Annotated in this window: 13 protein-coding genes; 1 reads left to right on the top strand and 12 read right to left on the bottom strand. The window is 47.3% G+C overall.

From position 1 onward, the window contains the following. Positions 1-202: 202 nt before the first annotated feature. From AB447_RS08370 to malK, 9 genes are all read right to left on the bottom strand, one after another. On the bottom strand, positions 203-991 hold the full coding sequence (locus AB447_RS08370) for a phosphatidylserine decarboxylase (RefSeq protein WP_046131678.1): 789 nt from the start codon (positions 989-991) through the stop codon (positions 203-205). Positions 992-1,025: 34 nt separating this feature from the next. Continuing rightward, positions 1,026-1,508, bottom strand: a complete 483-nt coding sequence (locus AB447_RS08365; RefSeq protein WP_046131677.1) for a DedA family protein — start codon at positions 1,506-1,508, stop codon at positions 1,026-1,028. A gap of 6 nt (positions 1,509-1,514) precedes the next feature. Further along, positions 1,515-2,048 carry a CDP-diacylglycerol--serine O-phosphatidyltransferase gene (gene pssA / locus AB447_RS08360; RefSeq protein WP_046131676.1) on the bottom strand — a complete coding sequence of 178 codons (534 nt, stop codon included), beginning with the start codon at positions 2,046-2,048 and terminating at the stop codon, positions 1,515-1,517. 228 nt (positions 2,049-2,276) lie between these two features. Next, positions 2,277-3,236, bottom strand: a complete 960-nt coding sequence (locus AB447_RS08355) for an ABC transporter permease (protein WP_048353791.1) — start codon at positions 3,234-3,236, stop codon at positions 2,277-2,279. Next, positions 3,237-4,283, bottom strand: coding sequence for an ABC transporter permease (locus tag AB447_RS08350; RefSeq protein WP_048406747.1), 1,047 nt, complete (start codon positions 4,281-4,283; stop codon positions 3,237-3,239). It lies immediately after the preceding gene. Then, positions 4,276-5,811 (bottom strand): ABC transporter ATP-binding protein, encoded by a 1,536-nt coding sequence (locus AB447_RS08345; RefSeq protein ID WP_048353792.1) that lies wholly within the window; start codon positions 5,809-5,811, stop codon positions 4,276-4,278. The genes AB447_RS08350 and AB447_RS08345 overlap by 8 nt, the downstream gene beginning before the upstream one ends. Positions 5,812-5,924: 113 nt before the next feature. Beyond that, positions 5,925-7,004: a BMP family lipoprotein gene (locus tag AB447_RS08340; protein ID WP_048353793.1), complete on the bottom strand. Its 1,080-nt coding sequence runs from the start codon at positions 7,002-7,004 to the stop codon at positions 5,925-5,927. A 302-nt stretch (positions 7,005-7,306) separates the two neighbouring features. Beyond that, positions 7,307-8,014, bottom strand: coding sequence for a response regulator (locus AB447_RS08335; protein ID WP_048353794.1), 708 nt, complete (start codon positions 8,012-8,014; stop codon positions 7,307-7,309). Continuing rightward, positions 8,007-9,608, bottom strand: a complete 1,602-nt coding sequence (gene malK, locus AB447_RS08330; protein ID WP_048353795.1) for a malate sensor histidine kinase MalK — start codon at positions 9,606-9,608, stop codon at positions 8,007-8,009. Before malK ends, AB447_RS08335 begins: the two co-directional genes overlap by 8 nt. 192 nt (positions 9,609-9,800) lie before the next feature. Between malK and AB447_RS08325 the strand changes: the two genes are divergently transcribed. After that, complete coding sequence (locus AB447_RS08325; protein ID WP_048353796.1) at positions 9,801-10,358, top strand: YufK family protein; 558 nt, start codon at positions 9,801-9,803, stop codon at positions 10,356-10,358. 50 nt (positions 10,359-10,408) lie between these two features. Here the strand turns inward: AB447_RS08325 and AB447_RS08320 are convergent, their stop codons facing one another. The 3 genes from AB447_RS08320 to AB447_RS08310 form a co-directional block, all read right to left on the bottom strand. Then, complete coding sequence (locus AB447_RS08320; RefSeq protein WP_048353797.1) at positions 10,409-10,816, bottom strand: thiol-disulfide oxidoreductase DCC family protein; 408 nt, start codon at positions 10,814-10,816, stop codon at positions 10,409-10,411. A gap of 21 nt (positions 10,817-10,837) precedes the next feature. After that, positions 10,838-12,721, bottom strand: a complete 1,884-nt coding sequence (locus AB447_RS08315; RefSeq protein ID WP_048353798.1) for a transglycosylase domain-containing protein — start codon at positions 12,719-12,721, stop codon at positions 10,838-10,840. A gap of 89 nt (positions 12,722-12,810) precedes the next feature. After that, complete coding sequence (locus AB447_RS08310) at positions 12,811-13,989, bottom strand: MFS transporter (protein ID WP_057957539.1); 1,179 nt, start codon at positions 13,987-13,989, stop codon at positions 12,811-12,813. Between the last annotated feature and the right edge of the window lie 134 nt (positions 13,990-14,123).

Raw genomic sequence — 14,123 nt, 5'->3', positions numbered from 1 at the left:
TTTTAAATTAAAATAAGTGATTGATAATTAAATTAAAGAGAAAAAAGACCCCTTAAGAGAGCGCTTTCCTTCAAAACTCCCTATTTTATAGGTCTTTTGGATCAAAATGAAAACCCTTTCTCTGTTTTTTGATTTAGGAGACGGAGCTTTTTAAATCAGCGGATTAAAAAATCCCCCGGAGGTGTACTCGGGAGATTGAGGTCTATTTTACGCTTGCCAGTGAGCCTAAAATGTCCCCCATTTTTACTTTCAATGAGGGACAGAGGGTGCCGACCGGGATAAAAGTATCTTTTTCAAACAGCAAAATAACGGTCGAGCCGAATGAAAAGTAGGCGATTTCTTCGCCTTGCCGCCAGTTTTTCGCCTCCTGCAGCATGACGATCGAATTAATGTACATCGCTCCGACTTTTACGAGAAGGGCTGATCCGTATTGATGCCTGATTTCAGAAATCATCCGGTAATTTTTCGTCAGCGGCGACTTGCCGTATGTCAACCCTGTCTTGTTAACAGGGTATGAAGAGCTGCCGAGCGAATATTGCGTTTCGAGCGTGCCATCCGCCGGGCTGTGGATTCTATGATAGTCCCGTGGACTCAAATAGATGATGATATAGGTTCCGCCTAAATAGCGGTTTGCGATTGCATCATTGCCGATCATTTCCTCTAATGAATAAGGTTTATGTTTGACGATAAACTGTTTATCTGCGGAGACTGTGCCCATTTCTTCTATGACTCCGTCAACCGGGCTGATCAGGCAGTCCGGGACCGAAGGAATAGGGCGGGCTCCGTCTTTCAGCCTTCTGATGAACAGCTCGTGCAAACTGTTAAAAGAGCTGACATCCTCGAGCATTTCTTCCGTATTGATTTGGAAGGTTTTCATATACGGGCGGATCAGCGGTTTGCTGAGTTTTGACTGAGCAAATTTTTTCAATGCCCGGGACACGCCCTTTTTATTTGTCAATTCTATCAAACATCGGTAAAGCCGCTTTTTCAAGCTGTTCACTCCTTCTGCATCATCCGGGAAGCTATTAAATTACGCCGATTGTGTACCCGATCGTGATAAAGACGATACACCAAATAAAAGCTCCTGAACCGGCAAAGGTCAGAAACTTTTTCATTTTCATTTCGTTCATCCCCGAGAGATAGCATGTCACATGGCGGATGCCCGGAATGAAATAGCCGAAAACGATCGTCCACGGTCCGTATTTGTCGAACCAGCGGCGGACGGTTTCCAGCCTTTTCGGGGTCAGGCCTATCCATTTTCCGAACTTGTCTAAAAGCGGTTTGCCGATTTTCTTGCCTAAAAAATAGCTGATGACCATTCCTGATAAAGCGCCTGAAAAGCTGATCACAATGGCTAAACCGTAATGTAGAATATGAATGGAAGACAGGTATCCCACAAATGTCATCATCACTTCGTCGGGAATCGGCAGCCCGATAATTCCGAGGACGAGCATGCCGAAAATCGCAAAATACCCGTACTGGGAAATCAATTCTTTTGCTACATCCATTAAACCCTAGCTCACTTTCTTCAATAAATTTTTCCCTTTTAGGCTGATGACTTTGATCCTGCTGACCATGAGATAGGACAGGAATAAGGTGATCATAATGAACATCTTTTTGCCAAGGATGTCAAATAAAAGGTTCAGGATCACGAGAATTGTGCCGGCCGCAGTAATCGGCAGTCCTGTGAAATATTCCTGCTCCCCTTGAATATTGAAGCGGGCGAGCCGAAGGGCTCCGCAGACAGGGAACAAGAGTGTTGAAGGGAGGCCCATCAGCGGCGCATCGTGAAAAATAACAGAATATGTAATAATGGCCGGAGCAATGCCAAACGTTATAATATCGGCCAATGAGTCCAGTTCTTTTCCGAACGGAGTGACGGCATTCAGTTTTCGGGCGGCCATGCCGTCAAGCATATCAAAAATGGCGCCGATCAAAACACATAGAATCGCCAATAATAAATACCCTCTGAACGCCAATAGCAAGGCCGATAATCCCGAAACAAAGTTTCCAATCGTAATCAAAGAAGGTATGATCGTTTTTTTCAATTGATTTCGCATCCTTTAAATAAAACCGTTTTATATTCAAATTAAACAATATTACATTTTATATCATTTGTTCAGCCTCTGCAATAAACAGACAGTAACCAGACTTTTTCATCATACCATAAAAGTGGTAAAAACATGGGTTTTGCTTAAAAAATTTTAGGTTTTATTAAGGGAATTGGCGAAAAAAGAATAAGAGAACACAATGTTCTCTTATTCCGGTTTTATTTGTCATCGTTTTCCTTTTATATACGGAATGCCGTTTGCCTTCGGCGCGTCCGCCCTGCCGATAAAGCCCGCAAGTGCGAGGATCGTCAGGACGTAAGGCGCAATCAGCATGTAGACATTCGGTATTTCTTTAAACAGAGGGAGCATGGAGCCGATGATGCTCAAGCTTTGTGCGAAACCGAAAAACAAGGCTGCCCCGAGGGCGCCGATCGGATGCCATTTTCCGAACACGAGCGCAGCGAGGGCGATGAAGCCCTGTCCCGTGATGGTGGCGTGCGAAAAATCGAGCGTAACCGTTGACGCGTACACCCCGCCGCCCAAACCGCCGAAAAGGCCGCTGATAAAAACGCTGATGTATCTGATTTTGTAAACATTCACGCCCATCGTATCAGCGGCCATCGGATGTTCGCCGACAGAGCGGATCCGCAGGCCGAACGGCATTTTAAACAAAACGAACCAGGAAACGCCGGCGAGTACAATCGCCAAAATCGACGTGAAATACACATCTGAGAAAAAAATATCGCCGACTACCGGTAGGCTGCTTAAACCGGGGATATCCGTTTTGTAAAAAGGTTCGGGAATTTTATCCGTCTGGGCCTTTCCGTAGATCAGCTTTACGAAAAACAGCGTGCTGCCGAGCGCCAGCATGTTGATGGCAACTCCGCTGACCGTCTGATCGGCCCTGAATGAAATCGAAGCGGCGGCGTGAATCAGGGAGAAAAGCCCGCCTGCGGCCATCGCGGCCGCAAGCCCCAGCCACGGCGTAAAAGCCCCGAGCTGTTGGGCGAAAAACAAATTGAAGATCACGGCCGTAAACGCTCCGACGATCATCAAGCCTTCAAGCCCGATGTTTACGACACCGGATCTTTCGGAAAAGACGCCTCCGAGAGCGGTTAAAATAAGCGGCGCAGAATAGACGAGCGTAGCCGGAACGATAATGCCGAGTATTTGCAGGATATCCACTTATTTTCCCCCCTTGCTGCCCGATTTTTGAATCATAAGGCGGATGATGTAATGCGATGCGACAAATAAAATGATGATGGCGATAACGATATCTACAACTTCAGTCGGAACGCCGGCTTCGATCGGCATGTTCAAAGCGCCGACTTTTAATCCGCCGAGCAGGCAAGCCGCGAGTACAACGCCAAGCGCCGTATTTCCGCCGAGAAGGGCGACAGCAATTCCGTCAAAGCCGACCCCTGTAAACGATCCCTTTACTGAGGCGTATTCAAACGTTCCGAGACCTTCCATCGCTCCTGCCATACCGGCAAATGCACCGGAAATCACCATCGCCGTGATCACGTTTTTCTTTACGCTCATGCCCGCATATTGTGACGCATGCTGGTTTAAACCGACGGCGCGCAGCTCAAAGCCTTTTGTCGTTTTTTGAATGATGATCCACATGATGACAGCTGCAAGGAGGGCGATGACGATTCCCCAATGAAGCCTTGAAAAATCGGTGATTCTCTCAAGAAAATCCGATCTGAGTGACGCCGTTTCGGAAATCTTTTCCGTTTTATCCTTATGATCCGTCATGACGTACATGATCAAATAGTTGGTGACGTGCAGCGCGATATAGTTCATCATGATCGTCACAATCACTTCATGTACGTAAAAGCGCGCCTTTAAAAAGCCGGGAATGAATCCCCACAGAGCGCCCGCAAGCGCGGCGGCGCAGACAGCGAGCGGAAGGTGGATGAACATCGGCGCTTCGACGGCGGTCCCGATCCAAACGGCTGCCGTCCAGCCCGCAAGCAGCTGTCCCTCGACACCGATGTTGAATAATCCCGTCCGGAAAGCGAACGCTACGGCAAGGCCTGATAAGATGTAAGGGGTAATCTGTCTGACGGTTTCGCCGATATAATAGGTTTCTCCAAAGATGCCGTTCCAAAGAGCGGAATATCCGCTCATGACGTCATATCCGCTCAGAAGCATGATGACGGCTCCGGCGAGCAAGCCGAGAAGAATGGCTGTGAGCGGTATGAGTAAAGACGATAATCGTTTAAACATTTGCTTCTTTCCCCGCTTCCTTTTTCTTGCTTCCGGCCATCAGGAGGCCAAGCTCCTGTTCAGTGGCGTCTTTTGGATTGACTTCAGCGATGATGCTGCCTTCAAATATGACAGCGATTCTGTCGCTCACATTCAGGATTTCATCCAATTCGAATGAAAGAAGGAGCACTGCTTTTCCTGCGTCCCGCTGTTCGATCAGACGCTTATGAACGAATTCGATCGCGCCGACATCAAGGCCCCTTGTCGGCTGGGCGGCAATTAAAAGATCGGGTCCGCGGTCAACTTCGCGGCCGATGATCGCCTTTTGCTGATTTCCGCCCGACAGCGCCCTGGCCGGCGTGTATTCATCAGGTGTGCGCACGTCAAATTCGCCGATGATCTGCCTTGCTTTTTGATAGATTTCTTTTTGGTTCAGCAGACCGAATTTGGAGAAAGGGCGTTTGTAATAGCTTTGCAGGACGATGTTTTCGCCGATCGGAAAATCGAGGACGAGGCCGTGTTTGTGCCGGTCCTGCGGGATATGCCCGACGCCTGCTTCCGTGATGCGCCGCGGCGTCAGGTTCTGGATTTCTTTTCCGTTTAAGGAGATGGTGCCGGCATGCGTTTTCTTCAGACCTGTAATCGCTTCAATCAGCTCTGTCTGCCCGTTACCGTCAACTCCGGCAATGCCGACGATTTCCCCGGCTGCGACCGATAAATTGAGCCGCTTGACGGCTTCGATGCCGCGCTTGTCTTTGACAGTCAAATCTTTGATCAACAGAACTTCGCCCTTCGGTTCAGCTTCCTTTTTGGCGGTTGTAAAAGAGACGTCCCGTCCGACCATCAGGCTTGCGAGCTCATCCTTATTCGTGTCTTTGACATTGAGGGTTTTGATGCCTTTTCCCTTTCTGATAATCGTGACTTTGTCAGCAACCTCCATGATCTCCTTCAGCTTATGGGTGATCAAAATAATCGACTTGCCCTCATTTACAAGGTTTTTCATGATTTGAATCAGTTCTTTGATTTCCTGAGGCGTCAAGACTGCGGTCGGTTCATCGAAAATGAGAATGTCGGCGCCGCGGTATAAGGTTTTCAATATTTCTACGCGCTGCTGCATTCCGACCGACATGTCCGACACCTTTGCTTCCGGGTCGACTTTCAGGCCGTAAGTTTCGGAAAGCTCGCGCACCTTTTGGACGGCGCGTTTTTTGTCGATCATGCCGAATTTTTTCGGCTCTTTTCCAATGATGATGTTTTCGGCTGCGGTAAATGTGTCGACAAGCATGAAATGCTGATGGACCATGCCGATTCCAAGGTCGTTTGCGATGTTGGGGCTGGTGATCTTCACCGTTTTGCCGCGCACCTTGATTTCGCCTTTTTCAGGCTGGTACAAACCGAAAAGCACGTTCATCAAAGTCGATTTCCCTGCGCCGTTTTCTCCGAGGAGCGCATGAATTTCGCCTTTTTTTACTTGCAGGGTAATATGGTCATTGGCGACGATACCTGGGAATTCTTTGCGTATGTTTAGCATTTCAATGACATATTCCACGGTTCAGGTTCGCTCCTTTGTTTTAAGATCAGCATAAGAAAAGCTGCATGACTGCAGCTCCTTTAGGCTTCGGCAAAGCCGACCGCCTGCTATGAACATTGTGTTGAGTACCGTTATATCTTGAAGTTTTTTAGCTCTTCGCGGGAAGAAGGTACTTTGACCTTGCCGTCGATGATTTTTTGTTTCCATTCGTTGATCGCTTTGATCGTGTCTTCTGACAGGTTATCGGTTGTCGGAGCGATGCCTACGCCGTCTTCCTTAAGGCCGTACGTGATCGTTTTGCCGCCCGGAAAATCGCCTTTGCTTGCTTTTTCAGTCAAGTCTTGAACGGCAACATCAACTTTCTTGATCATAGAGGTCAGCGTGACGTTTAAGTCGGTTCCTTCAACCTGTCCTTCTGCGTGCTGGTCTTTATCGACGCCAATGACCCAGACGCTGCGGTTTTTATCTTCTTTTTTCAGATTTTTCGCTTCGGTGAACACGCCGTTTCCGGTTCCTCCGGCTGCATGGTAAATGACATCGATACCCGATTTGTACATGCTTTCAGCCGTGGCTTTTCCAAGATCGGCTTTATCGAAGGCCCCCGTGTATTTGACCTGTACGGTCGCTTTTGGATCAGCGGCCTGTACGCCCGCGCGGAATCCGGCTTCGAACTTTTCGATCAATTCCGACTCCATTCCGCCGACAAAACCGATCTTTTTCGATTTGCTTGATAAAGCTGCGGCAACTCCGACGAGGAATGAGCCTTCATTCTCGTTGAATGTGATGCTTGCCACATTATCTTTTTTCACGACGGCGTCAATAATAGCAAAGTGGCTGTCAGGACGCTGTTCGGCGATTTCGGTGATGGCATCCTCCATCAGATAGCCGACGCCGTAAATGAGGCTGAATTTTTCGCGTGCCAGCTTGTTGAGATTTGTCGTATAGTCAGCATCTGATTTCGATTGCAGATAGTCGTACCCGTTTTTGCCTTTTTCCATGTTATTGGCTTTTCCAAAAGCCTGAATCCCTTCCCATGAGGATTGGTTAAAGGATTTATCATCTACCCCTCCGACATCTGTTACCATTGCGACCGTAAAATCGTCTTTTTTCTTCTCGGCACCAGTTTTATTTCCGCCTGCTCCGCATGCGGTCAAGATTGCCCCTGCCGCCACGACAAGCGAAAGAGCCAGTCCAGCTTTGCGCTTATTCAAGAAATAACCCCCCAATTTTGTATTGATCGGCTCCGGAATAAATATTTATCTGCGGGAGGACCAATGTCTCACCATCCCCGATAAATGCCGGCATATCATCTGTACCGATCCCGATTTTCAGGTAATAAGACATCTGTCTTATTTCACAATCAGCCAATCAATCATAAATTTATCACTTTGTTCGGAATAAATAAATAGAAAATTCTCAGAATTTCAAAAAATACTTCAATTTTGAAATATCATTTGTCACGTTTTTTCGGCAAAAAAACCCCCCTTCACGCGGAGAAGGGGGGAGGACGGGCCTATAAATACTGGTTAATCACATTTATTTGGCTTGTGTTTAATTTGTACTGGAAGACGGGTCTTCCGATCGTTCCATAGGCCATTTCAACGTTGAGAACCTCGATTTCCTCGAGAAATTTCAAATACTTCCGGATGGATACCTGGGAGATTTCGGTGTGTTTTGCCAGGTCTTCCGTCGTGAACGTCAGGCTGTCGAACGATTTGATGCTTGACCAGATCAACTTCAAGGTGCTTTTTGTCAGCCCTTTTGGCAGATGGACTTTTTCAGGTGCGCGCTTCTTTTGAAAAAGCTCGAAGTCGAGTTCTTTTTGGCTGATATTCCGGTTGCTTGCATAGATTTGCTGTTTTCGCTTGTAATCGGTGAGGGCGGATTGAAACCGCTCGAATTCAAAAGGTTTAATTAAATAATCGACTGCCCCGAAACGAAGCGTCTTTTGAACAACGTCCATTTCGCTTGCGGCGGAAATGACAATCACATCGACCGCCTGGTTTTGGCGCCTGATTTCTGTCAAGAGCTCAACGCCGTTTCTGCCCGGCATGTATATGTCAAGCAGGATCAGATCGACATGGTGCTCCCTCAGGAAAGAGACTGCCTCCTGGAAAGAAGCGGCGATCCCTTTCAGCTGAAATCCGTCTATTTGGCTGAGATAGCGCTTATTCAGCTCTCCCACCATCGGGTCGTCTTCAACAATTAATACGTCAATCATGGTCTTCCTCCTTCGGTTCGTACGGAATGCGGAGACTGAACGTCGTCCCTTCATTCTTTTCGCTCGTTACGATGATATGTCCGTTTAAATTTTCGAGGCTTTGTTCGACGAAATAAAGTCCGAAACCCCGGTTTGATCCTTTTGTAGAAAAGCCTTGTTCAAACATTTTCCGCTGGTCTTCTTCAGATATGCCGATCCCGGTATCGGTCACCTCGATATCAAGCTGGCCGTCATGGTATCTGAACGATATCGAGATATTTTTTTTGTCCGAAGCGGAGACGGCATCCAAGGCATTGTTGAGCAGGTTGCCGATGACGGTGATCAGGTCGTGGATCACTTCCGTATTCGCCGTGTTCGGAATCGTCGTTGAACAGTCCACTTCCAAAGACGCTCCCTGCTCCCGGATATAGCTCTGCTTGCCGAGCAAAAAGCCCGCAAGGACGGAATTTTTAATATGGTTAATGATTTCACTCGTTTCAGACTGCTGGTAAATCGCAATATCTTTAATATAGTTTCCAAGTTCATCATAGTTCTTTAATTGGACGAGTCCAAGGATGACATGGAGTTTGTTCATGAACTCATGGGATTGCGCTCTCAGTGCATTTGCATACATTTTAACACCTGACAGCTGTTCGGCTAAGTGCTTAACCTCCGTTTTGTCGCGGAACGTGGCGATGGCACCGACGATGTTGCCTTTTTTTAAGTGGATCGGCACTTCGTTAAAGACAAGCTCAAGGCCGTTTATTCTGACGTCCCGGTCGTTTAGCGGCTTCTTCGTTTCGATGACTTGCTTCAGCCGGCTGTTTGGGAGAAGAGTGCTTACATCCTGATCAATCGGGCTTTCGTTGATCCCCATTTTTTTGAACAGCCGTTTTGCTTCAGCGTTGGCCAGCTTGATTCTGCCGTTTTGATCGACGGCAAGAATTCCTTCTTTCGTCGATTCAAGCATGGCGCTCCGCTCATTCAGCAGTGTGGCAATTTCGTAAGGCTCCATTCCGAACATGATCGTCTTGACTTTTCTGGCTACGATGACAGCTCCGATGATGCCGGCGCAGATGCTGAGAACGATGACCGTATACAAAGGACGGAGGCTACGGTTGATAATCTCCTGAATTTCATTGAGGGTGATCCCGACCGCAACAGCTCCGAGCTGTTTACCTTTTTCATTATAAACCGGGACAAAAGCCCTCTTGGATTCGCCGAGCGTGCCTTTTGCCGTGCTGATATGCTGGTGGCCTTTCAATGCTTCGTTTTCGTCTCCGCCTGCAAATTTCTTGCCGATTTTATGAGGATCGGGGTGGGTTTTGCGAATGCTGTTCATATCCATCACAACGACAAAATCCGTTTTTGTTATTTTTTGAACGCGGAGTGTATAGTCCTGAAGTTCTTTGTATGTGCCGCTTTCAAGGGCGTGCGCCGTCAGCGGGGATTCAGCGACAAGCTGCGCCGTCTGGAGCGCGATCGCTTGTTCCTGCTCCCTGATGTTCCTTGCCGTTTCAGAGCCGATCATAAAAAAGGTGATCAATAAAGAAATAAATACGACAACACAGACAAATATCGTCAAGCGCGTCTGGAGTGTTAATGTTTTTTTCAATGGCGATTCCTCGCGATCTATTGATAAAGTCAACAATTAATACTTTACAGGCAAATGGCGAATTTGTGAAGAATCCTGCATGTTCCGCCGCCGAAACAGCCGGTTTAGATAAAAATATGGAAAATATTCTTGTCAACAGGTGCTAAAGTCGTACATAATGAATGATGGAACATATCAGAAAGGGTCTATTTCATGAAAAATACTTATGTAACAGGTTATTTTCCGTTTTTTGCAATATTGCTTTTCAGCTCCTCACTGGCGATTTCAGCCGTTATCTATGCCATGCAGCTTTTGTCAACTTTCGGCATCTACGAAGGGATGCTTGAGTTTTTTTCTGAGAACGGCATCAGGATGGCTTTGTTTGCTGTTTTCGCACTGATTTCTTTTATGGTGTTTTCCGCGCTTAAATTAATCGCCAACACGGTGACAGAGCTTTCCCTTTTATTTTTTGCAAAAGATCCTGAAGGCGCCAACTTGAGGAAGATCAGGGTCGGTTCTGTCATCTATCTCGTAGCAGGGCTATTATCCTTTATTTTTGTCCAATATCCTGTCGGAATTGCAGCGCTTTTCCTCGTGGCGACGCTTGTTTACTTTATTTTTATCGTATATGCGATTCACAGCACGCTTTCATTTGGTTCATTGATCGGCTTTATTATGTTTGAGCTGCTGTTTTGGTTTACGTTTGTCATCGGAACGATTTATCTCATGATCAAGCTGTACAACGGCATTATGGCCAGCCTGCCCGCGTAAGCCGGGAGGCATGAAAAAACCGGAGCCAGGACGACTGCTCCGGTTTTTTGTTATTCGAGAAATCTTTTTTTGATATCAGGGCCGGGGATCATGCACGATTCTTTTTTGCCGAACCATTTATAGCGGTTTTTCGCCAGCAGGTCGTATATCGCGTCGCGCAGCGGCTTTGGAATGACGAGAAAAACGGCCGCTGCCCGCCACAGCCCGGAAAGGCTCTTTGCCACATGCAATACCGCCGTGGACTTCGCATAGACGCGGCCGTTTTTGATCAATATCATGCTGTCAAAATGTACGGCCGAAAGCCCGTGCTGCTCAAGCAGCTTCCGGCCGGTGTCAGATTGCAGGGGAGCGAATGAAAACAAGCCTTTCGGATCGTGTTTGATGATAAATTGAACGGCTCCGTCGCAAACATTGCATACACCGTCGAAAAGGACGACTGTGCCGGGCATATCTTTCATCTCGAGCCCCCCGTTTCATGCTTAATATGCGTTTTGCAGCGTTCCTTTCCAAATCAAAAGTTGAGGCGCGGTGTTATGGAGGAATTCCACATTGCCTTTCGCTTCTTTTCCGACCCATACGCTCATCGTATACACATCTGTCAATCCGACAAACCACAGGTCTCTGAAGTCGTTTGACGTTCCTGTTTTTCCTCCCCGGTATCCGCCGCCGAAATTCGCTTTTTTCCCGGTTCCTTCTTTAACGACTGCCGACAAAAGCGTGCGCATTTGATTGTTCGTCCTGATGCTGAAGACCTGTTTCGGTTTGTCCTTCCATTTGAAAAGCGTTTTCCCTTTCAGATCCGTCACTTTTGTAATCGCATGGTTCGCCGTGTAGCTGCCGTTATTCGCGAAGGTCGTATAGGCGTCCGCCATTTCAAGCGGTGAAAAGCCGAAAGTGAATCCGCCAAGGGCAGAAGGGAGCAGGTAGTCCTCCTTAACGATTTTTTTGAATCCGAACGGTTTTAAATAGCTGAACCCTTTCTGCACGCCGATCTGGTTTAACATGCGGACGGCCGGCGTATTATAGGAGTATTTAAAAGCCGTTTTGAGCGAAACGGTCCCGTACGTTTTTTCGTTATAGTTGTTCGGGCAGTAATCCCTGCTGCAAAATCTGCTGGCATCGATCATGCTCTCCGCAGTCGCACCTGTTTCCTCGATATAAGGGCCGTAATCGAGGAGGGGCTTAATCGATGAACCGGGCTGCCTGTAGGCCTGGTAAGCCAGGTTGTAATCGTATTTCTTGTAATCTTTCCCGCCTGACATGGCGACAACTTGATGCGTTTGGTGGTTGATGACAACCGCACCGCCCTGGACGCCCTCATACGGAAGCTTGCTGTTGACCTGCTGAACGACCCGGTTCTGCATCGCGGGGTCGAGCGCCGTATAGATTTTGACCCCTTTTGTCAAAAGGACGGTGATCCGGTTGGACAGCTCCTTCTCAATTTTTTTCTTCTCTTCTTTTGTTTTAGCCTTTTTCAGCCGTTCGTCAAACCCTTCGGAAGAGGAAACGAGCTTGGTGAATTCGTCATTGACATAAGTCGTATAGTCGGGATAAGCATCTTTCTTTTCTTTAATGTCAAGCTTGATTTTTTGCTTTACGGCTTTTTTATATTCCTTCTTAGAAATGACCCCCGCGTTTTTCAGCTCTTTCAGAAGCCGTTCCTGACGGGTTTTCGTGTAGTCAAAATGTTTTAAAGGATCATATAATGTAGGGTTATTAGGGATCGCGCAAATAAAGGCCATTTCAGCAAGCGACAGGGATTTCAGCGGTTTGCTGAAATAAAAAGAAGCCGCAGATCCGATCCCGTATACACCATTATTAAAGTAAATCGTATTTAAATATTTCTCAAAAATTTCTTCTTTTGATAGCTTTTTTTCAAGCTGATACGAATACAGGAGCTCAGTCAGCTTGCGGTCGAAGGAGCGCTCATGGCTCAAATACAAGTTTCGCGTAAGCTGCTGTGTAATGGTGCTTGCTCCCTGATCGATGCCGCCTTTTTTGAAATTGGCCGCGGCTGCCCGGACCATGCCCATGAAATCGAAGCCTTTATGCTGAAAGAAATGGCGGTCCTCTGACGTCAGAAACAGCTGTTTGACGTTTTCGGGAATGTTTTTATATGGGACGAACACCCGATTCTGGTGATCTGAGACGATTTCAGAAATCAAAGCGCCGTCGCTGTCGTACATGTAGCTGTTTTGTACAAGGCCGCTGTCTTTTAATTTTGAATCGATTTTCTCATCCAGCACCTCATCCAACGGTTTCATGACCTGGGCTTCCTGTCCGGAGGCGATTAACGTATATACAAAAATAGGAATTAATAAAATAAGTAAAAACCATCCAATGATTGAACGCAACTTAGTCACTCTCTTTTCCGCAAATTTCTAGCCATATCGTACCATTCTTTTTGAACGGGGAGAAGGATATTTTAGTAGATTTCTCATTTTTATACTCGTCAGCTTGCTTTTGCTTCCGATTTTTTTGCTTGAGATCTTTGGAACAGCAAAAGGCAGGCTCCGATCAAAAAGAGAAAAGCGGTGACGTAGAAGGCGGAAGAAATGCCGAAATGGCTTGAAATCATTCCGCCGAGCACCGGGCCGATGACATTGCCCAAAAATCTGAAACTGACATTATAGCCAAGCACTTCCCCCTGAATGGCGCCCGGAGCCTGTGTGCGGATTGCCGCCGTGATGCACGGAATCATTCCGCCCAAGGCGATACCGAACAGAAAGCGGAAGATGACGAACATCGCATATGACGATGTCAGGCCTTGGGGAATAAAGAAAACCGCCGCTGAAAGCGAGAGGATGATCAGGATCTTTCCATATCCATACCGGTCGCCTAAAGAGCCCCACTTTCTCGCGGACAGCAGGCTCCCAAGTCCTGTGGCGGAAAACGCCAATCCGGAAAAGAATGCAAGATGCTCGGTGCCGTGCAGCTCGCCGACGTACAAGGCAAGAAGCGGCTGAATGCTGAAGGTTCCGATTTGGGTGACCGCTGTCAGCAGCATAACCGTGATCAGCGGCCGATGTCCCAAAATCGTTTTTAATACCTGTTTTCTCGAATAGGAAGCGGAAGAGTCCCGGGTTGCTTTCAGAGGACGCTCCCTCACCCCGGTCAGTACGAGAATGACGGCTGTGTAAATGACGAATGCCGTGATATAAAAGGTATATGTAAAACCGACATGATCGGCAAGAAGCCCGCCGAGCAAAGGGCCGAATAAACTGCCGGAAACCGTGCCCATCTGCAAGGTGCCAAGCACTTTGCCCGCTGCTTTTTTCGGCGTCTGAGCAGAAATCATCGCGAGAGACGTAGGAATGAAGCCCGTGACAAGTCCCATCGCCATTCTCAAAAAAAACAGCTCATAGACAGACGAGACAAGGGACATGAGGAGAATGCTCGTTCCGATTCCGAAGCCCGTGATCAGCAGGATCTTTTTATAGCCGTGTTTATCGCCGAACCTCCCCCAAAAAGGGGAAACCAAAAAAGCCATTAAAAATGTGACGCCAAAAACATATCCGCTCCATTTTTCGGTAAATCCGTCCGGATGCGCACCGAGCGTTTTGATGTACAGAGAGAGAAACGGAAGAACCATCGTGGAGCTTGCCGCGACAAAAAAGTTCGCAAACCACATAATCAAAAGGTTTTTCTTATAAACAGAGATGGGAATCACCTTCTTAAAAAGTTGGATTCCTTTTCATTATAACGGAATATCGGAAATGACGTTCCCGGGTTCGATGAAAGAGAGATGTTTGAACGAATTTTCTA

Origin of the sequence: Bacillus glycinifermentans (genome assembly GCF_001042475.2) — a bacterium.
Lineage (GTDB): Bacteria > Bacillota > Bacilli > Bacillales > Bacillaceae > Bacillus > Bacillus glycinifermentans.
This window is presented reverse-complemented; position numbering and strand designations above follow the sequence as displayed.

Excerpts from the sequence above, each read along its gene's own strand:
- AB447_RS08365 (WP_046131677.1), bottom strand. The coding sequence starts at position 1,508 with ATGGATGTAGCAAAAGAATTGATTTCCCAGTACGGGTATTTTGCGATT.
- AB447_RS08350 (WP_048406747.1), bottom strand. The coding sequence starts at position 4,283 with ATGTTTAAACGATTATCGTCTTTACTCATACCGCTCACAGCCATTCTT.
- AB447_RS08335 (WP_048353794.1), bottom strand. The coding sequence starts at position 8,014 with ATGATTGACGTATTAATTGTTGAAGACGACCCGATGGTGGGAGAGCTG.
- AB447_RS08325 (WP_048353796.1), top strand. The coding sequence starts at position 9,801 with ATGAAAAATACTTATGTAACAGGTTATTTTCCGTTTTTTGCAATATTG.
- AB447_RS08320 (WP_048353797.1), bottom strand. The coding sequence starts at position 10,816 with ATGAAAGATATGCCCGGCACAGTCGTCCTTTTCGACGGTGTATGCAAT.
- AB447_RS08310 (WP_057957539.1), bottom strand. The coding sequence starts at position 13,989 with ATGTGGTTTGCGAACTTTTTTGTCGCGGCAAGCTCCACGATGGTTCTT.